Origin of the sequence: Metabacillus schmidteae, assembly GCF_903166545.1 — a bacterium.
Classification (GTDB): domain Bacteria; phylum Bacillota; class Bacilli; order Bacillales; family Bacillaceae; genus Metabacillus; species Metabacillus schmidteae.
Genome location: NZ_CAESCH010000001.1, coordinates 16371 through 38384, shown reverse-complemented (window position 1 = coordinate 38384; position 22014 = coordinate 16371). Strand labels below are relative to the sequence as shown.

Here is a 22014-nt window from a genome sequence, read left to right as displayed (position 1 = left end):
GTGTTCGAATATGAAAAAGGTAATCACTTTAATGGTTCTGTCCCTTTGTTTGGCAGGATGTCAATTCCAAGCACGTGAAGGGTATGAGCCTCAAGCGGAAGATAAAAATGGGACACGATTAATGAAAACAGGGTATGGGGATTATGATGAAGTAGAAGTGGATGAGGATGAACAGTTTACAGAAAATCCAGGTCCTAATTTTCTTGATTTGACAGAATCAAGGCCAGACCAAGGGAATGATCAGAATAAATTAGAAGAAGCGATTCGCAACGATAAGGAACTATCATTAGGGCGAGTGATAATGAATGGTGATCAAATTCATGTAAATGTCTACACAACGGAAAAGCTGAATGATGCTGAAATGAAGGAAAAAAGAAAGGAAATACATGAAAACATGATCACGGCATTACCGAGATATCATATTGATGTAAACTTAAAGAAAAAAAATAATGAGGGGCGTTAATATGCCCCTTAAAAACCTAAAATGGAGCTGATTAAACCTTTTCTGCGAGGTTTTTTAGAGGTTTGTCCTTGATCAAAAACAAGAGCAGGGTTATAAGCTAATTCTGGTTTTTTTTCCGTTTGCTCAAGCTCTTCAATCCTCTTTTCAAGCTTGCTTATTGTTCTTGTTAATTCCTCCATTTCTTTTCTATGCTGCAGAAGCTGATAGGAAACAACATCATCTGCTTTTCTTTGGAGACTTTGCTCTACCTGCTCGATTCGATTTGTTAGCTCAACCATTTTATCTTCATCAACAGTTTTGGTCATAACAATTGCTTTCCGAGATTGTTGTTCCTTTTGTTGTGGTAATACGGAGTCTGTATTTTCCTGTATTTGTTTTAATTTCTCTATATCTGCGTCCGAAAATTGATAATGTCCAAGTTCATTTTTTGAGAGCTCTAAATTTAACTGCTCAACCCATCTCATTAACGTTCTTCTAGAAACACCAAGTGACTTTGCAACAGCAGCTGTACTCATTTGCATTCCTCCCTGATTTTTCGTATACCAAAAACGTGATTGTTAACTGCTTTCTTGCTAGAATACGTTCTACGTTTTGTGTCAGTTCCCTTCATGTTAGACAAAACAAGAACGAATTCGGCAAAGAAAGTGGGAGTTTTACATATTATGAATTGAGATTGTCGATTTAAGCCAATTATGCTTCATACAATTCGAGAGGAAGACCATCCGGATCTTGAAAAAAGGTAAACTTCTTATCTGTAATCGGATCCACTCGAATCTCTTCTACATTAATTCCTTTTTCTTTTAGTTCCTGAACAGCCTCATTGATGTTAGCTACTTCAAAAGCAAGATGCCGCAATCCCGCTGCCTCAGGCTGTGTTGGGCGACCAGGAGGATTTGGGAACGAAAAAAGCTCAATTTGATATAAATCATTAACCATTAAATCCAGCTTGTACGACTCCCGTTCCTCTCGATACACTTCAGAAAGAACCTTAAGACCAAGTACTTCTGTATAAAATTTCTTAGATCTTTCATAGTTAGAGCAAATAACTGCGATGTGGTGGATTTTACTGATTTTCATTGTGAATTCCTCTTTTCATTAATAATATAGTTATTTTCATTAAAACAAATTATTTATTTGTATAAAATTGTTTTTTGAAAATTAGTTCTTTTGAAAGGTTGTTTTCACAAAGATTGTTGTTAAACATATTATTTTAACTTTATAGTGGAATGGAGCGGAAGACACTCGACTCCTGCGGGAAGTGAGGAAAGGGCGAGACCCCGCAGGCGAAGCTGAGGAGGCTCGGCTTCCTCCCCGCGGAAAGCGAGTGTCTGCAGCGCAATGGAGCGAACTAATTTTCATTTATAACACTACATAAAAACAACATAGTATGCGAAAACAGCCTTTCCTTAAGACCCATTATAAGACTATTTTAAAAAGATTATTGTTCTATAAACAAAAAACTATTTAGGTTGATTGGAGCGAAAGGTGCGAGACTCCTGCGGGAAGTGTGGGACAGGTGAGATCCCGCAAGCGCAAAGCGCTGAGGAAGCTCACCGCCCCCCCCGCGGAAAGCGAGCATCCTGAAGCGGAAATCAGCCAACACAATACTAATTAATAACAACAAAGTATATAGAATTAAGTCTCCTGCCTCAATTTGCTTTTGACGCTTCATCTGACCTATACTATAATTATAACGTTATGCATGAAAATTGAGGTGAACATGTATGTTAGATCGTTTACAATCGGTAGAAGACCGTTATGAAAAGTTAAATCAGCTACTAATGGATCCAGATATCATTAGCGATTCAAAAAAGCTGCGTGAATATTCAAAAGAACAATCAGATCTGCAAGAAACAGTGGAAGCTTACCGTGAATATAAAGAAGTCCGTGAGCAAATTTCAGATACAAAATCAATGCTTGAAGAGAAGCTGGATGCTGAAATGCGTGAAATGGCAAAGGAAGAGCTTTCCGAGTTAGAAGAACGTGAAGAAGAATTAACAGGTCGTCTAAAGCTTTTATTAGTACCAAAAGATCCTAATGATGACAAAAACGTTATTATGGAGATTCGCGGTGCAGCAGGTGGAGATGAAGCTGCGTTATTTGCATCTGATTTATATCGTATGTACAGCCGTTTTGCCGAAATGCAAGGATGGAAAACAGAAGTCATGGAAGCAAATGCAACGGGAACTGGTGGTTATAAAGAGATTATCTTTATGATCAACGGAAAAGGTGCTTACTCTAAATTAAAATTTGAAAACGGTGCACACCGTGTTCAACGTGTGCCTGAAACAGAATCAGGCGGACGTATCCATACATCCACTGCGACAGTAGCTGTTTTACCAGAAGCAGAAGAAGTTGAAGTTGAAATCCATGAAAAAGATATTCGTGTGGATACATTTGCTTCAAGTGGTCCAGGAGGACAAAGTGTAAATACAACGATGTCTGCGGTACGTTTAACGCATTTACCAACTAATACAGTTGTTTCATGTCAGGATGAAAAGTCGCAGATCAAAAACAAAGAAAAAGCAATGAAGGTTCTTCGTGCACGTGTATATGATAAATTCCAGCAGGAAGCACAAGCGGAATACGATCAAAACCGTAAGCTTGCGGTTGGTACAGGTGACCGTTCAGAGCGTATTAGAACATATAACTTCCCGCAAAACCGTGTAACAGATCACAGAATTGGATTAACGATTCAAAAGCTTGATCAAATTTTAGAAGGTAAGCTTGATGAAGTAGTGGATGCACTAATTGTTGAGGACCAATCAAGCCGCCTTCAAGCAGCGGAAGATTAAAAATCAAATGAAATATGTATACGAAGCCCTCAACTGGGCTTCTTCTTTTTTAAAGGAAGCAGGCAGAGATGAAAATGCAGGAGAATTGTTGCTGCGCCATCATTTACAAATGGAGCGGGCAATATTGTTATCCAATTTGAGAATGGTCCTCTCAGATGAGCAAATCGATTCATTTTCATTAGATGTGAAAAAGCATGCAGAAGGTCAGCCTGTCCAGTATTTAATTGGATATGAAGAGTTTTATGGAAGACGGTTTAACGTAAATAAGGAAGTGCTCATTCCAAGACCGGAAACAGAGGAGCTTGTGGAAGGAATTTTACAAAGAGCATCTGTACATTTTCCGGGGAATGAAATAGTAAATGTGGTCGATGTTGGAACAGGAAGTGGAGCGATTGCGATTACATTGGCATTAGAAAACCCTAGATTCAATGTGTCGGCTGTTGACATTGCTGCAGAATCAATCACAGTGGCTAAAGACAATGCTGAGAGCTTAGGGGCAACAGTTCAGTGGCTGCATGGTGATCTACTTGCACCTGTCACACAGAAAATCGATATTTTAGTGTCAAATCCTCCCTATATTCCAGATTGGGAAATCGAAACACTATCACCAGTAGTAAAAGACCACGAACCAATGCGGGCGCTCGCAGGTGGAGAAGACGGTTTGGATTTCTATCGTAGACTGATCAATGACATGAAAAGCATCCTTAACAACCGAGCTCTCATTGCTTTTGAAATTGGCGCAGGGCAAGGAAAAGATGTGAAAATCCTCCTTGAACAAGCGCTGCAAAAGGCAGAGGTGGAAGTTGTTTATGATATCAATGGTAAAGATCGGATGGTTTTTGCGACTTTGTAAGAGTAACTAGTATATTTGAAAAGCTCTGTAGATTGTTAAAAGGTTTGTTAAGTGAAACTATTTAAGGTTGACTGGAGTGAAAGGTGAGGCTCATGCAGGCGCTAGCGCCGAGCGAGGCTCACCGCCAGCTCTGCGGAAAGCGAGCAACCTGTGGCGGGAGTCAACCAGCTTTTTTAAATCTACCAAACTATTTTTTAAAAAATATAGTTTAAGAATTTCTCATGCTGTCCATACTGTCTACCAAGGGAGCGTGAGAGATATGAAAAAACAAAATCAATTAGTACTTATTTATATATTAATCTTATTCGTAGGAGCCATTACTAGTGTTTATAAAGAGCCGGTAGCTACAGAAGCAAGCACACAGGAACCTGTTGTCATACCGGATGAAGCAATCCGTTTACGAATTCTAGCAAACAGTGATTCTGATGAAGACCAAGCGTTAAAAAGAAAAGTTCGTGATGCAGTTAATAAAGAAATCACAAAATGGGTCGCGGAATTAACATCTGTTGAGGCAGCTGAAAAACTGATTCAATCAAGACTACCGGAAATCGAAGCTATAGTAGAAGATGTACTAGAGCAGGAAAATATGCAACAATCTTACTCTGTTGATTTTGATCACAATGTGAATTTTCCAACAAAGCTATATGGCAGCTACATCTATCCTGCTGGTGAATATGAAGCAATCTTAATCAGCCTTGGAGAAGCAAAAGGTGCCAACTGGTGGTGTGTCCTATTCCCGCCGCTATGCTTCTTAGACTTCTCAAACGGTGAAGCCGTCCAAGCGGAAGAAACAGAAACAACAAATGATCAAGATAAGACAAACGAAAAACTAACTTCTCTTGTAGTAGATGAAGAAGAAGAAAAAGAAGAAGTAGAAGTGAAATTCTTCTTAGTTGAATGGTTTGAAGGATTGTTTTCTTAAAAGGGTGAGGAGTTTCCTCGCCTTTTTTAGGTTGTGATAAATGTCGAAATAGGAAGAATAGTAAATAAATCCTGATAATCGTAAATAATTTAGAAAAATAGCAAACAAATTCCGATAATAGAAAATAAATCTCAAAAATAGCAAATAAGTCACCTGCACAAGATCCTTTAACTAGTCTAAATAAGACTTTCGAAAAAGAAAAAAGCATAAATCTACCAACAACCTCATAGAGTTGAAATAGGAAAAACAAAATGAGGTGAAAATATGTTTTATCAATTAAAAATAGCAGAGACCAAAGATGTTGAAAGATTAACAATGTTCGTTGAGAAAGCGGGAATCAGTTCAGAAGGAATTACTAATTTAATAGATTATTTCGTTTTAATGGAAAATGGAGAAAATGAAATTGTTGCATGTATCGGTGTGGAGCCTGTAAAAAACACGGGGCTCCTGCGGTCTTTAGTCGTGTCGGACAAGCTTAAGCAGGCTCATATTGTGACACTATTTCAAAGCATCCAAACGTTATCGGAAAAACGGGGAATTACGGACTTATTTTTAGTCACAAATAAAGAAGCATCTGTTCAATTTTTATCCTTAATGGGCTTTCAAAAGCTAAAGGCAGATTTGGTTCCTTCCGAAATGCTGTCAATTGATCATATGAAGGATTCGTTAGAAGATCCGAATGCAAAGGTAATGGTAAAATCGTCATAAGATTCATTATCCCACTGTTTGAAATTTCACTTTATTCACAAAGTTATGCACAATAATAACAGCCTTATCCACAATTTGTGGATAAGGCTTGTTTTCTTTATGATCTTCTTTTATACTTTCAAGAGTTAATTATCGAGAAATTTACTTGAATTGAACGGAATATAAGGAGTTTTGAACGTATGAAAACAATAGTATGGACTGTGGATGATCTTCCTAACTTATCCACTAGTTATCCACATATTGCACAGGCAGCAAATATATTAAGAGAAAATGAAGTTGTCGCCTTTCCAACTGAAACGGTATATGGACTAGGTGCTAATGCTTTTTCAGATGAAGCTGTTCGTAAAATCTTTGAAGCAAAAGGTCGTCCAAGTGATAATCCGCTAATTGTCCACATTGCTTCACAAGATCAGTTGGATGAGTTTGTTGAAGATATACCTGAGTATGCAGAAGAGTTAATCAAAAATTTTTGGCCGGGACCATTAACACTAGTGCTGCAAAAAAAAGGAGATCGTTTATCAGACTTAGTCACAGCAGGGCTTGATACTGTTGGTGTACGTATGCCGGACCATCCGATTGCACTAGCCCTTTTAAAAGAAGCAAATGTACCTGTCGCGGCACCAAGTGCAAACCGCTCCGGAAAACCAAGTCCAACGCAAGCCTCACATGTGTATTATGATCTTCAAGGAAGAATCAGTGGCATCATTGATGGAGGTGCAACTGGAGTTGGCGTAGAATCAACGGTTATCGACTGTACAACGAAGATTCCAACGATTCTCCGTCCGGGTGGAGTGACAAAAGAACAAATGGAGGCAATTGTTGGAGAAGTGAGTGTTGACCAAGCATTAGTTGAAGAGGGTCATGCACCAAAATCACCAGGCATGAAGTACACCCATTATGCACCAAATGCCCCTGTAATTGTTGTAGATGGAAGTCATCACTTTATCCAACAACAGATTGATCAGTTTGAAAAAGAAGGCAAAAAGGTTGGAGTTATAACAACGGAAGAAGCCAAAAATGATTTTCGTGCGACGAAAGTATTGTCATGTGGAAACCGGGCAAATCTTCAAACTGTTGCAGCTCAGTTATATGATGTGCTAAGACAATTTGATCAAGAAGATGTTGACCTTATTATAAGTGAAAGTTTTCCACAGGCTGGCGTTGGAGCAGCCATTATGAACAGGCTGTTAAAGGCGGCTGGTAACCAGGTGATCGTTGAAAAGTAATCGTTGTTCTATTCAAACTCGGACACGCATAAAGTTGAATTAGGCGTGTCCGAGGAGGGGGAACATGAGTATTGAATCAATGGTTGGGGAACTACTAACATTACTAATTATGGCACTGGCTCTAGGAATGGACGCATTTTCGGTCGGCCTTGGAATGGGCTTAATTAGGTTAAGGTTCAGACAGATTTTATACATAGGTATCACAATCGGCATTTTTCACATTTGGATGCCGTTAGTTGGAATGCTAATAGGAAGGCTACTAAGCGACACCTTTGGGACCATTGCAACACTATTAGGTGGAACACTTCTCATTTTATTAGGCATACAGATGGTATTTGTTTCCTTTAAAAAAGATGAAGATCCTCTCATTACACCAGTTGGTTTTGGTCTTATTGTGTTTGCGTTAAGTGTGAGTTTAGATAGTTTTTCGGTCGGCTTAAGCCTGGGGATTTATGGAGCAAAAACATTCCTGACTGTTGCGATCTTTGGTCTTGTCAGCATGGTGCTAACATGGCTTGGGCTTTTAGTTGGGAAACGGGTCCAAAATTGGTTGGGTTCATATAGCGAAGCTTTAGGTGGCACGATCTTACTGGCATTTGGAATTAAGCTCCTTTTGCCATTTTAATAGATTTTGGAAAGAGACTGTTATGGGGCAGTCTCTTCGTTCTTTTAAGAAAAGGGTTCTTGAGATCATAACTAGTTTTCTAAAAATGTAAAAATCATAAATTTATTGTAAAATTTATGTAAATGAAAGATGTGAACATTTACCTATTTCTGTATGTATGGTTAATATACCTCATTAAAGTAAAGTGATGAAAATATACAAGGCAATCCCTAAAATGTCCTGTCTTTCTAGGAATTCTTAGGGATTTTTCAGTTCTTTTGTAGCTAATTTTGATATTTACAATATTAATACATTTCCTTAAACCTTTATTAAAACTAGCAACTTATAATCCTTACTAGAGTTGATGAAGGAGGAGAAGCAGATGTTTAATAAAAAATTTAGAAAAAAGTTGTTACCGTTGGCAGTCATGACGACGGTCGCATTTGGTAGTTTAGGAGGTACATTCCAGGCAGCAGAGGCAAAAGAAAAGAAATCAAACTCTGCAGAAATTAAAAATGTCATCTTTTTAATTGGTGATGGAATGGGTGTTTCATATACTTCAGCATACCGCTACTTACAAGATAGCGATGATTCAAAATTTGCTGATCGTACAGAACTGGATAAATATTTAGTTGGTCAGCAGATGACATATCCGGAAGATCCCGAACAAAATGTAACAGATTCGGCTTCGGCTGCAACAGCGATGTCAGCTGGAATTAAAACATATAATAATGCGATTGCCGTTGATAATGATGGCTCAGATGTAAAAACTGTATTAGAAGCCGCAAAGGAGCGGGGGAAAGCAACAGGACTTGTTGCAACGTCTGAGATTACTCACGCAACACCAGCATCATTTGGTGCACATGATCATAGTCGCCAAAATATGAATGAGATTGCAAATGATTATTATGACGACTTAATTGATGGAGAACATAAAGTGGATGTCCTTTTAGGTGGAGGAACAGATTTATTTGTCCGCAAAGATCGTAATCTAACAGAAGAATTCCAAAAAGATGGATTTAGCTATGTAACAAATAAGGACGAGCTGATGAATGACGATAGTGAGCAGGTACTTGGTTTGTTTGCGCCGCGCGGCTTACCGAAAATGCTTGATCGTACAGAAGATACTCCTTCATTAGAGGATATGACAACGTCTGCTATTGACCGCTTAAACAAAGATAAAGATGGATTTTTCTTAATGATTGAAGGAAGCCAAATCGATTGGGCAGGACATGATAATGACATCGTATCAGCTATGAGTGAGATGGACGATTTTGAAAAGGCATTTGCTGCAGCAATTGAATTTGCGAAAAAGGACAAGCACACATTGGTTGTCGCAACAGCGGACCATTCAACAGGTGGATATTCAATTGGAGCTAATGGAATCTATAATTGGTTTGGTGAACCGATTAAAGCTGCAAAGCGCACACCTGACTTTATGGCAGCGGAAATAGCAAATGGAGCAGATGTTGAGGAAACGTTGAAGCAATATATTGACTTGGAATTAACATCAGAAGAAATTCAATCTGTAAAAGATGCTGGAACAAAAGCAACTGATATCGATAATGCGATCGAAAAAATCTTTGATACACGCTCAAACACAGGATGGACAACAGGCGGACATACAGGTGAGGACGTTCCTGTATATGCGTATGGTCCTTCTTCAGAGAGATTTGCGGGACAAATTGATAACACAGACAACGCAAAAATTATCTTTGAGCTTTTAGCTAAAGGTAAAAAAGAAGTTGAAATTGAAGATCATTAATCATTTAACAGATTAATAGAGCCCGAAAATAGAAGGTTGACTTTATTGGTCGACCTTCTTTTAAAATGAGCTTGGTCAGGGGGATTCCATGAATAAATTTTTGCCATTTTTAATAATATGTATCTTTTTAGTAGGATGCAGCAGTCAAGCAACAAACGGGGAAGATTCAAGCAAAATTGATACGAGCTATGCAGATGATTATGCTTCAAATCCTCAGGTCACAGATGATCGTACTCTTTTAAAAGTAGAAGATTCAGTGATAGATGAAAAAGGAGAAGCAACAGTCAAAAAACTGACATTTCCAAATGAAACCTATGAAATGGATCCAGTAAAGCTGCACATTAAAGATGTAAAGTTGATCCATTTAAAGCCGGATTACAGTTTAATCGATTATTTCCATATGCTCACACATGAAGAGGAATTTGATGTGGTTAAGTTGTTTGTTGAAATTGAAAATACATCAAATGAGCCATTAAACTATGCACCAATTGCTATGCTAGAAACAAACACTGGTGAAATATTTGATTGGGAAAAGGATATTTATTTAGAAGGCCTGAACGGAGAAATAGAAGGAAACGAAACAAAAAGTGGAAACTTAGGTTTTATTGTAGATTCCTCTAAAGAGTTGGAATGGATTGAAATCACGACAAGTGATGTATATGACAAAAATCAAAACAAAATAAAAGAATCAGAAAAAATAAAAATTGAATTATAAAAGGACCCGCTTATAGGGTCCCATTATCCTTATACATGAAAGGCATAATCAAAAGAAGCACGAATTGTACTTGGATCTAGTTGATCTCCAATCAGAATAATGATTGGTTTTTCTGTCGTTACGTCCTCAATTTTTTCAAAATGGACCTTTTTAGAGGCGAATTGAAAAGAATAGAGGTGACGATCATCCTCAAACTGCACATAGCCTTTTCCACGAATAATTTCCGCTGATAATTCCTTTAACCAAGCAACAAACGCCTTTCGATTAATAAGAGGCAAGTCAATGATTTTTATTGCTTTTATGGAACTGTGATGTGATGGAGGATTAGTCTGTTGATCTATTTCCACTGTCAAAACTCTAGCTTCTAACAATACATCTAATGAAACCTCTCCAAAAGCAGACAAAATGATTTTTGTCTGATCACCAGCGAGCTCTTTCGTCTTTGCCATTACTTTTTCCAGCTTTTTAGGGGAAACAAGATCTGTTTTATTGACGATAAGTAAAGAAGCATGAGAGATTTGCTCTTTAAGTAATTGGCGGATCTCCTTCGAGCTGGAAAAGAAACTGTGATAATCTAGAAAATGACTGGCATCAACAATGCTAATTAAAGACGTAAGCTGAAAGTGGTCGATATATTCAGGGCTTGAAAGGGCATCGAGAATTTCCTGTGGATTGGCGATACCGGTTCCCTCGATAAGAAGCACATCTACAGGGCTTAGGATAAATTGATTTAGAGTTGATTTTAGGTCTTCCTGGATCGAACAACAGATACATCCATTCAGCAATTCATAGGCTTGTTCATCTTTAAATAAGTGCTGCTCAACATTTGTATCACCAAGTTCATTAAGAATAATTCCCAGCTTCTTGTTCCTGTTTTTCAGTTCTTTCACCATTCTCTTTAAGACTGTTGTTTTTCCACTTCCCAAAAAACCACTTAATAAATAGACTTTTATAGGCTTACTCATTTGCATCCCTCGCTTCAAATAAGAAACATTACGATTTGTTATCTATCATGATAGGTGATTCTTATTCGTTCATCAACAGAAAATAGAAATGTTCACAAAAGCTTTACAACATAGGCTTTTTAAAATGTTTACACACAATTTACATTTTCTAATTTCATATGACTACTTTCCGACATAAATTTTGATTATAATAGAATAAAGGAGTGTTTTTATATGACAAACGTACTATTTGTTTGTACGGGAAATACGTGTAGAAGTCCCATGGCAGAGGCATTATTAAAGCACGTCAAGAACTCTGATTCGATTCAGGTAAAGTCAGCAGGGGTTTTTGCGATAGATGGGTATCAGGCATCACCGAACGCTGTAGAAGCCTTGAGTGAAAAGGGAATATCGAGTGATCACAAGTCTTCTAGTTTAACATCAGAGTTAGCTGATTGGGCAACGATTATTTTGACGATGACAAATCAACACAAGCAATCTGTCATTGACCTCTATCCGCATGTAGGTCGAAAAACCTATACGCTTTCAGAGTATGTGTCAGATCAAACTGAAATGGCCCGGGATATTTCAGATCCATTCGGAGGTCCGCTTCACATGTACCGTCAAACATTAACTGATTTGGAAACGTTAATAGAAAAACTTATTTCAAAACTAGAGAAATGACTCAACCCTTTGGAGGAGAAACCGTCATGGAAGAGAAAAAGTACAAGTTTAGTTTGCGCATGAAGCTTGTTGTATTAGTCACAACGCTTGCGTTGATTACCTATTCAACAAGTGCCGTTTTTATATCTTTTATCGTAAAATATGTGGACCATATCGTATCACCGGCAATCTTTACGCTAATCACGCTGTTAATGGGGATCTTTTGGTCAGGTGTTTTAGCGTATTTTGGTTCGAGTTTTATTACGAAGGCTTTAAAAAGGCTAGAGATTGCAGCATATAAGGCGGCAAAAGGACATATTGAGGAAGATGTTCCTGTAACAAAAAGTGATGATGAAATTAGAGGATTAAGTATTGCATTTAATGAAATGCTTCATAATATGCGAGATATGGTACACAGTATTGAGGATAATTTTCAAGCAACAAATGATCAAGTTAGTCAGATTGCTAATGCATCAGGCAGTGCATCAAAGCAGGCAAATGACATTCTAACCACTGTTCAAGAAATTTCACGTGGAGCAGATCAGTCCGCAGTAGCGATTCAAGAAACTGCGACGTCGGTGGAAGACATCATTGAATTTGCCTCACAGGTTGAAGGAAAAGCAGCATCATCTGAACAATTGTCAAAAGAAATGGTAACATCTTTACACGATAGTAAAGAAGTTTATGAAGCTCTGATCGAGGGAATTCAAACATTAGCAAATGAAAATGAAAAGTCCATGACGGCTGTCCGCCGCTTGGAGCAGCATGCAAATGAGGTTTCAAGCATCGTTTCTCTAGTCGGAGATATTGCCAACCAGACAAATCTGCTTGCATTGAATGCTTCTATTGAAGCGGCTCGCGCAGGGGAACACGGTAAGGGCTTTGCTGTTGTTGCAGATGAAGTCCGTAAGCTTGCTGATGAGAGTGCAAAAGCTGTCCAAGGTATCACGGGACTTATTAGCAATATTCAACAAGAGGTCCAAAATGTAGTGACTCAAATAGCCGAACAAGTTGAAACAGCAAAAAATCAAGCCAAAAACGGACAAGTATCTGCTGAATTACTTGATCAATCGAGTCAATCTATTCTTAACGTTGCTGAAGCAGTGAAACAAATTAGTGAGCTTATTCAACAGCAAATGAACTCTCTTCAAAAAACAGGTGCGCAATCAGAAGAAGTAGCAGCAATCGCGGAACAAACATCTGCAGGCGCCCATGAAGTTGCTTCAGCGATCACCGAACAATCAGAACATATTCAAAGCATGAATCAATTAGGGAAGAAGCTAGCTGAAAGTTCAGAAGAATTAAGGAAAACAATTGATCGATTTGTCATTTAAGCGCTAAAATAAAGGTAACAAGATTTTGAACCTTTAGGAGGACATTATGAAAGTAGCAATCGCATCAGACCACGGTGGAATAAACATAAGAAAAGAAATTATCAATTTATTAGAAGAGCTAAATATTGAGTACGAAGATATGGGCTGTGAATGTGAAACATCAGTAGATTACCCCGACTATGCGCTGCCTGTTGCAAAAAAAGTAGTAAATGGCGAAGTTGATAGAGGAATTTTAATTTGTGGTACAGGCATCGGAATGAGTATAGCTGCCAACAAAGTAAAAGGTATTCGCTGTGCCCTTGCACATGATACATTTAGTGCACAAGCAACACGTGAGCACAACGATACAAATATTTTAGCGATGGGTGAACGTGTCATCGGCCCGGGACTAGCAAGAGACATTGCGAAAATTTGGTTAACAACAGAATTTCAAGGTGGGCGTCACGCAACACGTATCGGAAAAATTTCAGAATATGAAAAAGAACAAAACTAAAAGGAAGTTAAAATCATGACAAAACTTCAAGACTGGATGCAGGATCTTTCCTGTCTTTTAACAGATCTTACGTCTCAAAGTGATCTTCAAGAAGGGGACATTCTCGTAATTGGCTGTAGTACAAGCGAGGTAATTGGTGAAAAGATTGGTACAGCCGGAACAGAAGAAGTAGCAGAAATGATTTTTCGCACCTTGAATCAATTTAGTCACCAAACAGGAGTGCAGCTTGCTTTTCAATGCTGCGAGCACCTAAACAGGGCCCTTGTCCTCGAAAGAAAAACAGCAAAAACAAAGGGGTTTGAAGAGGTCTCGGTTATTCCGGTTCGAAAAGCAGGAGGAGCCATGGCTACCTATGCCTATCAGCATATGCCCAACCCGACTGTCGTGGAGTTTATTCAAGCAGATGCGGGCATTGACATTGGTGATACGTTTATTGGTATGCACTTAAAACACGTGGCTGTCCCGTTAAGAAGTAGAGTAAAACAAATCGGCTCCGCCCATGTGACCATGGCAAAGACCCGTCCGAAATTAATCGGCGGGGCAAGAGCTGTATATGAACAAAAAGAAGAAAATCAATCATGTCGGTAAAAAGTCAACGTAGGTTGGCTTTTTTTTTGAAGAAAGAGAATAGCGAATTTTGACGAAAAATGGAAAATCGCAAATAAATCCTGAGAATAGCAAATAAAAATCCATAATCACAAATAAAACTTGAAAATCGCAAATATATCCGCAAAATCGCAAATAAATCCCCATATAAGTAGTTTGAATAAGAACTCCTAAAGTTGGCATATTAATTTTGGACCGAAAATCTCAAAATATTCTATCTTTACAGTTGACTTTGTAAGAAAAAGTAACGACAATAGGTGGTATATATTTAAAAAGGAACAACATACCAATACGAATATTGAACATGAAAAATAAGTCTATCATTCGGTTTTTAACAGGTTAACGACACATAATGTTAAAAAAATGATAATTATTTCAGAAAATCTTTTACATTCTGCCTATCTAGCGTGTAAAATATAGATGGAATAAAACGAAGATAAATTGTGTTAAATATGAAGGGAGATACGAACGAATGAAACATTTACCAGAACAAGATGCAAAAGTATTTGAAGCCATTCAATTAGAACGTACTCGTCAGGAATCAAAAATTGAGCTTATTGCTTCAGAAAACTTTGTTAGTGAAGCAGTTATGGAAGCTCAAGGCTCTGTTTTAACAAACAAATATGCAGAAGGATATCCTGGCCGTCGTTACTATGGTGGATGTGAGCATGTGGATGTTGTTGAAGACATTGCAAGAGATCGTGCGAAAGAAATTTTCGGCGCAGAGTATGTAAACGTTCAGCCTCACTCAGGTGCACAAGCAAACATGGGAGTTTATTTCACAATCCTTGAGCATGGCGATACAGTTCTTGGAATGAATTTATCTCATGGCGGTCACTTAACACACGGTAGCCCGGTAAACTTCAGTGGTGTGCAATACAACTTCGTAGAATACGGTGTAGACGAAGAAACTCACCGCATTAATTATGAAGATGTTCGTGAAAAAGCATTAACACACAAGCCGAAGTTAATTGTTGCAGGTGCAAGTGCATACCCAAGAGCAATTGACTTTAAGAAATTCCGCGAAATCGCTGATGAAGTAGGAGCTTACTTCATGGTTGATATGGCGCATATCGCAGGTCTGGTTGCAGCAGGTCTTCACGAAAACCCGGTTCCTTATGCTGACTTCGTGACAACAACAACACACAAAACACTGCGTGGACCACGTGGTGGTATGATTCTTTGTAAAGAAGAATTCGGTAAGAAAATTGACAAGTCTATCTTCCCTGGTATTCAAGGTGGACCACTTATGCACGTAATTGCAGCTAAAGCTGTAGCATTTGGTGAAACTCTTCAAGATAGCTTTAAAACATATGCGCAAAACATCATTGATAATGCTAAGCGTTTAGCAGAAAAACTTCAGTCTGAAGGTTTAACACTTGTTTCTGGTGGAACTGACAATCACTTGCTATTAGTAGATGTTCGTTCCCTTCAGTTAACTGGTAAAGTAGCTGAGCACGTATTAGATGAGATCGGTATTACAGTAAATAAAAACACCATCCCATTTGAAACAGAAAGCCCATTTGTGACAAGTGGTATCCGTATCGGAACAGCAGCTGTAACAAGCCGCGGCTTCGGATCAGAAGAAATGGACGAAATCGGCAGCATTATCGCCTTCGCTCTTAAAAACCATGAAGACGAAGCAAAACTAGCTGAAGCGAAGCAACGTGTTGAGAATTTAACAAGCAAATTCCCTTTATATCGTAATTTATAATAAACAAAGGCCGATTCCAAAATGGAAGCCGGCCTTTTTTCTATTTCAGAGGTAGTATAATTTCCGCAGTTGTTCCTGCATTCTCCTTACTTGTAAACGCTATAGATCCCCGATGAGCCTCGATAATGCGGAAGCTTACCATTAACCCTAACCCAGTTCCTTTTTCCTTTAATGTATAAAACGGTTCACCTAGACGGTCGATGACATGTGCAGGAATACCACAGCCGGTGTCTGTAATTTTGATGCAGACACAATTGTCAGAAGTCAGTTCCATTACTACTTTAAGCTTCCCTGCATAGGGCATAGACTCCAATGCATTTTTTACTATATTAATAAAAACCTGTTTTAACTGATTTTCATCACATATGATAATAACTTGTTGACTTGTAAAACAGCTTTCTATTTCCACATTATTTAAAGTTGCTTGAGGTTCAATAATTGTTAACACATGCTCCACAATTTTCTTTAGATCATGTTGTTGGTACTTAATGGCTTGTGGCTTTGCGAGAATCATAAAATCATTTGTAATGAGCTCAATTCGATTTAGTTCAGAAAGCATAAGCTCTACGAATGGTTTCTCTCGTTCAGAAGCGTCCATGCCTAACATTTGAGTAAATCCTTTTAAGGTTGTTAATGGATTTCTAATTTCATGCGCAATACCTGCAGCCAGTTCTCCAACTACGGCAAGTTTTTCTGATTTCCTCAGTAACTCCTCTGTTTTCTTCAGTTTGGTAATATCGATACATGAGCCGATCACTTCGGTAACCAGATGATCTTTTATAATGGGCTTTAGCGTAACAGCGTATGTACCGCCGTTTCTTTTATATTCAAACGTCCTGCTAATTCCCTTACAGGCTTGCTGCAAATTTTTATAAAAAATCTCACCATCTTTTCCAAAGGTATTTTCTTTTAATTTTATCCCTACAACATCATAATCTGCTAACCCCATATCCTTTAGCAGTTCACCATTACATAAAGTTATGACAAAATAATCGTCAACCTTTTTGTATTTTATAATAACCCCTTGGTGTTTTTGGAGTGTTTCATTTACTTCTTCTTGGATTCTTTCTATCCTTTCTTTCGCCAGTTTTTCTTGAGTAACGTCTCTTGAAATAACCGCAAAGCGAATATGGTCATCATTATATATAGGGTAAATGGTCATGAGTAGCCTGAGGGGCTCAGGATCATTTGTTTCTAAGCTATAATCAATATAATGTTTATCAGCTAATACACCTTCTATTAATAATCGAACTTCTTCTTGATTACTAGGTAAACTACTTTCAAAAGGCTTACCAACCGCTTCCTTGCTTGTAAAATTTGTTAGCCTTTCAAAGCCTGCATTTACCTTTACAATTTTTCCGTTTTTATCACAAAGGGCGATACTGTTAGGTGAGTGTGTAAAGAATGAATCTAGTATTCCTTTTGTAGCCGCTAAGCTTTTTTCAGCTTTTTCCTTGTGAATAAATGTTAAATGTAGGTTAGTATAAAAGAAGGACATGAAAATAAAGGTGTAACCAATAGACTTATATATATGTCCGATAATGTTTACTAGATCATGGATACTTTTAAAAAGAGTAAATTGAATACCGCCTATTATTAAGAGAATAAATGCAAAAATTAGATAAATATAAAAGTTATTCTTCTGCTTAGCTAATTTTATGATTAATAAAACCAGTGAAACAAAATGCAGTCCACAAAAACAATATTCTAAGAACATTTTAAAAGGCGTTGGGCCCTTTCCTTCAATAACTAAAAAGGGAGCACTTGGACTGAATGTATAAACGATATAAGTTATAAAGATGATAAATAGTATGGTAACAATTAAAACCGAAATTCGCTTAACCCTAATAATCATTTTTTGGTCACAAAATAATATGATCATTAAACTTAAGGATTCTATAAATCTTGCAGCTATCCAGAACCAACTTGTCAACTTGATAGATCCTTCTATAAATAATGGAGGCATGCCCTTATACGTCAATGTGTGCATAAAGTCCAGGTATCCAACCGCCAGAAAAATAAAAGGGATAAATAGGAGGACTGTTGGTGGATTATGACCAAATGCTTTCCAACCAAAAATAAAAATAATAAAGCAAATGAAAACACTGTACATCTCTAGAGTCGTGTGTAGTGCTAAATGATTATCAGGGTTATAAACAGCATCAAACTGATCTTGAAAAAGCAATAGCAGTAAGGTAGGTACGAAAGTACAGATAATGGAGATGATGTATGCTTTTCTATTTTTCTGAAGTGTTGTCATAGAAGTCGCCCTTCTTCGTGAATTAATCATTTAATAGTAGGAAAATTTCGACAAGAGTCACCTGATATCCTTTTGATTAGATAATGTTTTTACGTAATTGTAGAAATAAATTGAATGAACTTGAAACTGTGTGTGTTTTTCTGTAAAATCTATTGAAGTGTCAAAGAAAAGGAGATGATTTGATGGGGAAAGTATACGTGTTTGATCATCCATTAATTCAGCATAAACTTACATATATTCGTGATGCCAAAACGGGAACAAAGGAATTTCGTGAGCTTGTTGATGAAGTTGCAAGTTTAATGGCATTTGAAATTACAAGGGATTTACCGTTAACAGAGGTGAACGTCGAAACACCTGTTACAACAGCGAAATCAAAAGTTCTTTCAGGAAAGAAACTAGGAATCATCCCGATTCTTCGTGCAGGACTTGGAATGGTAGACGGAATTTTGAAATTAATCCCGGCTGCTAAAGTTGGACATGTTGGGCTATATCGTGATCCGGAAACATTACAACCTGTTGAATACTACGTAAAGCTTCCTTCTGATATAGAGGAACGTGAATTAATCGTAGTAGATCCAATGTTAGCAACAGGCGGATCAGCTGTTGAAGCTATTAATAGCTTGAAAAAGCGCGGAGCAAAAAACATTAAATTCATGTGTTTAATTGCCGCTCCAGAAGGTGTTGAAGTGGTAAAGGAAGCACATCCTGATGTTGATATTTACATCGCGGCACTTGATGAAAAACTAAATGATCACGGCTATATCGTCCCTGGCTTAGGTGACGCTGGTGACAGATTGTACGGAACAAAATAATGTGGAAAGAGGATTGCTCCTATATGTGGGCAATCCTCTTTTTGCATGTTTATGGGTAAGAAGGAACAAACTAAAAATGGAGGTGGAACAAGATGGGAATGAAATTTAGAATGTGCATTCTCCTTTTCGTTAGTTTCTTATTATGTCAACCTGTACAAGGTATCACGTTTCCGAACCGGCCACCACTTCCGGAAGTGGATAAGGATGAAATCCAAAAAATTATGGTCATTGTAAAAGAAGAAGAGTTTGAAAGGATAAATGAATTAGTAGCTAACAATCCATATGTCGACATTTATCAAACCTATCACCATGTGTTTCACGGTTTTTCAATAGAAGGTCCTGTTAAAGAGCTAAACAAGATAAAAGAAAATCAAGCTGTGATCCATTCGAGCCCGATCGTATCCTATGCCTCGCAAATAAATGAAAGTGTTCCGTTTATAGGAGGTGAAGAGGTGCGCGGCTTGTTTGACTCTGGTGATCACCGTTTAACAGGTGAAGGGGTCAAGGTTGCTGTTATTGACACAGGCATTGATTATGAACATCCTGATCTACACCGCAATTATGCCGGGGGCTACGATGTGATTGATGGAGATGAAGATCCCATGGAGACTTCAAATGCAAGAGGACAGGGAACGATTCATGGTACACATGTGGCTGGAATTATCGCGGCAAACGGAAAGCTCAGAGGTATGGCACCGGAAGCTGAAATTTATGTCTACCGGGCATTAGGTCCAGGTGGAATGGGCACCTCAGATCAAGTAATCGCAGCCATTGATCGTGCGATAAAAGATAAAGTCGATATTATTAATTTGTCATTAGGAAATAATGTGAACGGACCGGATTGGCCAACAAGCCTGGCACTTAACCGGGCAGTTGAAGCGGGGATTGTGGCTGTCACCTCAAGTGGGAATTCAGGTCCTGAATTTTGGACAGTTGGATCTCCGGGAACATCTTCCATGGCAATAACAGTAGGAGCATCTTCACCACCTATTTATCTGCCTTATTTATCTGTAGCCGGGTTAAAAAAAGAGATTCCCATTCACTCATTGCAGGGGGCAAAACCATGGGAATTAAAATCTTTAGATGAAATCGAGTATGTTGGCTTAGGTCGTGAAGAAGACTTCAATGAATCGATAAAAGGGAAAATAGCTCTTATTGAAAGAGGGAAAATTCCTTTTACAGAAAAAGTGTTAAACGCAAAAAAGCATGGTGCAAAGGCTGCTCTCATTTTTAATAATATGAAAGGAAACTTTGCAGGTTCACTCGAAATTCCGTTAGATTTTGCAGCTGCCTCCATTTCGAAGGAAGATGGTTTGGCTATAAAAAAACGAATTAAACAAAATCCTTCAATTAGAACAATCTATAAAAAAGAGGAAGATAAGCTGGCAGATTTCAGTTCAAGAGGACCTGTCACAACGACATGGGCGATAAAACCGGATGTTGTTGCACCGGGAGTAGCAATTGATAGCACAGTGCCCGATGGTTATTTATCATTACATGGAACAAGCATGGCTGCACCACATGTCGCAGGAGCCTGCGCACTTATTAAACAAGCCCATCCGGATTGGACACCGGCACAAATAAAAGCGTCTCTCATGAACACAGCGACAACATTACTAGATAATAAAGGTGGAAAATTAGCCCCAAATCAACAAGGGGCCGGAAGAATAAATGTCAAACAAGCGATTGAAGCCGAGGTGCTCATCTATCCCGGTGCTCTTTCATTCGGTCAATTTGATACAAACCATCCTAGAACGAAAAAAACAGAAAAGGTTATTATAGATAACCAATCTAAGGTAGAAAAAACAGTTATATTTCAAACACCTAAAAATAAACCCGGCATCAGATGGGTGCTGCCTGAAAAGGTTACGATTAAGCCGGGAGAAAAGAAGCAGGTTGAAGTTGGTGTTGATATTACACCGAATCAAATGAAACAAGGGATATATGAAGGATGGCTCACAATCCATCAGAATGAGCATACACATGAAATTCCTTATGCCTATGTTATAGACGAGCCGAACTATCCTAGAATTATGGGCTTTGAATTTACTTACGGTGACAAACCTAATGTTTTCGCTTATCAAATGTATTTACCAGGTGGGGCAGATGAAGCTGGAATTGCTTTGTATGAACGGGATTCATTACGATTTGTTGGCTTCCTGGATTGGTTTCAGAAAGCGCCGCGGGGATTAATTGGCGGAGAAATAAAAGCAGAAGATATAAAGGTACCTCTGGGAGATTACAAAGCGATTATATTTGCAAAGAAAGGTGGACAAGAAAATTATTTGGAATCAGATATTTTACTTGGTGAATAATTAAGTTTATATAATAAGTCAAGAGTGAGTAAGCGTTTAAATGTGAACGAATTGTGAGGATTTGAGTGGATTGTGAACATTTTAACTTTAAACAGATTGACATCATTTATACGCTATTGTATGCTATACGAGGGTATGATGATAAGGTTTACAAAATCATAAAAATCCCATGTTTCACCCCCTAAATCCGTTCATAAATCAAGATAAAGGATTTATAAAATGCGACAAAAAAAACGCCATCCACTTCATGCGATGGGCCTCATGTCAGCTATCCTTTCCCAATTAGTTGGCTCTATTTTAATAGGTGTTTTTGCTGGGAAATGGATTGACAGTTACGTAAAAACAGAGCCTCTGTTTTTGATCTTAGGCCTTCTGCTAGGACTAGCTGCTGGAGTTTACGCCATGCTGAAATTAGTCCACCACTATTTCTCAGGAGATTAACTATTTCATGTCTGATATGCAACTGATGTTTCAAAGATATAGAAAGTACATATTTTATCTGCTTGCCTTATACGTTTTAGGGTGGGGCTTTACAGAGTATCAGTCAGTATTTCTGGGATTGCTTCTTGGGACATGCATAACACTTTACAATCTGTGGATTATGGTCAGAAAGCACAAGCAGTTTGGACGCGCATTAGATGAAGGGCGGAAAGCAGGTTCATTAGGAACGACGTCTAGAATGGCAGCCGCCGGGGTAGCTGTATTTTTCGCACTGAAGTTTCCTGATTATTTAGATTTAATTAGTGTCATTATTGGATTAATGACGATGTATGTCGTTATTATGATAGATTATGTTATTCAACATTCACGCGCTTAGCTGGG

22 protein-coding genes are annotated in these 22014 nt (G+C 38.1%); 18 read left to right on the top strand and 4 right to left on the bottom strand.

Annotated features, from left to right (window positions below; translation table 11 throughout):
• Positions 1 to 10: 10 nt before the first annotated feature.
• Positions 11 to 463, top strand: coding sequence for a hypothetical protein (locus HWV59_RS00205; RefSeq protein WP_102230410.1), 453 nt, complete (start codon positions 11 to 13; stop codon positions 461 to 463).
• Positions 464 to 471: 8 nt separating this feature from the next.
• Here the strand turns inward: HWV59_RS00205 and HWV59_RS00200 are convergent, their stop codons facing one another.
• Complete coding sequence (locus HWV59_RS00200; protein ID WP_102230409.1) at positions 472 to 978, bottom strand: MerR family transcriptional regulator; 507 nt, start codon at positions 976 to 978, stop codon at positions 472 to 474.
• Between the two features lie 175 nt (positions 979 to 1153).
• Positions 1154 to 1540, bottom strand: a complete 387-nt coding sequence (gloA2, locus tag HWV59_RS00195; protein WP_102230408.1) for an SMU1112c/YaeR family gloxylase I-like metalloprotein — start codon at positions 1538 to 1540, stop codon at positions 1154 to 1156.
• A gap of 647 nt (positions 1541 to 2187) precedes the next feature.
• On the opposite strand from gloA2, the gene prfA reads away from it, so the two are divergent.
• From prfA to HWV59_RS00155, 8 genes are all read left to right on the top strand, one after another.
• Positions 2188 to 3258, top strand: coding sequence for a peptide chain release factor 1 (gene prfA, locus HWV59_RS00190; protein WP_102230407.1), 1071 nt, complete (start codon positions 2188 to 2190; stop codon positions 3256 to 3258).
• 7 nt (positions 3259 to 3265) lie between these two features.
• A complete protein-coding gene (gene prmC, locus HWV59_RS00185; RefSeq protein ID WP_175637788.1) occupies positions 3266 to 4111 on the top strand; it encodes a peptide chain release factor N(5)-glutamine methyltransferase in 846 nt (281 codons plus the stop codon).
• Positions 4112 to 4370: 259 nt separating this feature from the next.
• A complete protein-coding gene (spoIIR, locus tag HWV59_RS00180; protein WP_175637787.1) occupies positions 4371 to 5033 on the top strand; it encodes a stage II sporulation protein R in 663 nt (220 codons plus the stop codon).
• Positions 5034 to 5297: 264 nt separating this feature from the next.
• The gene (locus HWV59_RS00175; RefSeq protein WP_102230403.1) at positions 5298 to 5741 is read left to right on the top strand and encodes a GNAT family N-acetyltransferase; all 444 of its coding nucleotides are present in this window, start codon (positions 5298 to 5300) and stop codon (positions 5739 to 5741) included.
• Positions 5742 to 5920: 179 nt separating this feature from the next.
• Positions 5921 to 6967: an L-threonylcarbamoyladenylate synthase gene (locus HWV59_RS00170; protein WP_175637786.1), complete on the top strand. Its 1047-nt coding sequence runs from the start codon at positions 5921 to 5923 to the stop codon at positions 6965 to 6967.
• Between the two features lie 64 nt (positions 6968 to 7031).
• On the top strand, positions 7032 to 7592 hold the full coding sequence (locus HWV59_RS00165) for a manganese efflux pump MntP (protein WP_175637785.1): 561 nt from the start codon (positions 7032 to 7034) through the stop codon (positions 7590 to 7592).
• Between the two features lie 361 nt (positions 7593 to 7953).
• Complete coding sequence (locus HWV59_RS00160; protein ID WP_102230400.1) at positions 7954 to 9336, top strand: alkaline phosphatase; 1383 nt, start codon at positions 7954 to 7956, stop codon at positions 9334 to 9336.
• Positions 9337 to 9424: 88 nt separating this feature from the next.
• A complete protein-coding gene (locus HWV59_RS00155) occupies positions 9425 to 10051 on the top strand; it encodes a putative periplasmic lipoprotein (RefSeq protein WP_175637784.1) in 627 nt (208 codons plus the stop codon).
• A 29-nt stretch (positions 10052 to 10080) separates the two neighbouring features.
• On the opposite strand, the gene HWV59_RS00150 is transcribed toward HWV59_RS00155, so the two are convergent.
• Positions 10081 to 11016, bottom strand: a complete 936-nt coding sequence (locus tag HWV59_RS00150) for a CobW family GTP-binding protein (protein ID WP_175637783.1) — start codon at positions 11014 to 11016, stop codon at positions 10081 to 10083.
• 213 nt (positions 11017 to 11229) lie between these two features.
• Between HWV59_RS00150 and HWV59_RS00145 the strand changes: the two genes are divergently transcribed.
• The 5 genes from HWV59_RS00145 to glyA all read left to right on the top strand — a co-directional run bounded on the left by HWV59_RS00145 (position 11230) and on the right by glyA (position 15805).
• The gene (locus tag HWV59_RS00145) at positions 11230 to 11679 is read left to right on the top strand and encodes a low molecular weight protein arginine phosphatase (RefSeq protein ID WP_102230397.1); all 450 of its coding nucleotides are present in this window, start codon (positions 11230 to 11232) and stop codon (positions 11677 to 11679) included.
• A gap of 26 nt (positions 11680 to 11705) precedes the next feature.
• Positions 11706 to 12992: a methyl-accepting chemotaxis protein gene (locus tag HWV59_RS00140; RefSeq protein WP_102230396.1), complete on the top strand. Its 1287-nt coding sequence runs from the start codon at positions 11706 to 11708 to the stop codon at positions 12990 to 12992.
• A 46-nt stretch (positions 12993 to 13038) separates the two neighbouring features.
• The gene (gene rpiB, locus HWV59_RS00135; protein ID WP_102230395.1) at positions 13039 to 13485 is read left to right on the top strand and encodes a ribose 5-phosphate isomerase B; all 447 of its coding nucleotides are present in this window, start codon (positions 13039 to 13041) and stop codon (positions 13483 to 13485) included.
• A 15-nt stretch (positions 13486 to 13500) separates the two neighbouring features.
• A complete protein-coding gene (locus HWV59_RS00130) occupies positions 13501 to 14073 on the top strand; it encodes a TIGR01440 family protein (protein WP_102230394.1) in 573 nt (190 codons plus the stop codon).
• Positions 14074 to 14563: 490 nt separating this feature from the next.
• A complete protein-coding gene (glyA, locus tag HWV59_RS00125) occupies positions 14564 to 15805 on the top strand; it encodes a serine hydroxymethyltransferase (protein ID WP_102230393.1) in 1242 nt (413 codons plus the stop codon).
• A gap of 40 nt (positions 15806 to 15845) precedes the next feature.
• On the opposite strand, the gene HWV59_RS00120 is transcribed toward glyA, so the two are convergent.
• Positions 15846 to 18065: an MASE3 domain-containing protein gene (locus tag HWV59_RS00120; protein WP_175637782.1), complete on the bottom strand. Its 2220-nt coding sequence runs from the start codon at positions 18063 to 18065 to the stop codon at positions 15846 to 15848.
• A gap of 182 nt (positions 18066 to 18247) precedes the next feature.
• Here HWV59_RS00120 and upp point away from each other — a divergent pair, with 182 nt between their 5' ends.
• The 4 genes from upp (at position 18248) to HWV59_RS00100 (ending at position 22009) form a co-directional block, all read left to right on the top strand.
• Complete coding sequence (gene upp / locus HWV59_RS00115; RefSeq protein WP_102230391.1) at positions 18248 to 18877, top strand: uracil phosphoribosyltransferase; 630 nt, start codon at positions 18248 to 18250, stop codon at positions 18875 to 18877.
• Positions 18878 to 18969: 92 nt separating this feature from the next.
• The gene (locus tag HWV59_RS26940) at positions 18970 to 21192 is read left to right on the top strand and encodes a S8 family serine peptidase (RefSeq protein ID WP_328824152.1); all 2223 of its coding nucleotides are present in this window, start codon (positions 18970 to 18972) and stop codon (positions 21190 to 21192) included.
• Between the two features lie 219 nt (positions 21193 to 21411).
• Complete coding sequence (locus HWV59_RS00105; protein WP_175637781.1) at positions 21412 to 21633, top strand: AtpZ/AtpI family protein; 222 nt, start codon at positions 21412 to 21414, stop codon at positions 21631 to 21633.
• Positions 21634 to 21640: 7 nt separating this feature from the next.
• On the top strand, positions 21641 to 22009 hold the full coding sequence (locus HWV59_RS00100; protein ID WP_102230389.1) for an ATP synthase subunit I: 369 nt from the start codon (positions 21641 to 21643) through the stop codon (positions 22007 to 22009).
• Positions 22010 to 22014: the final 5 nt, after the last annotated feature.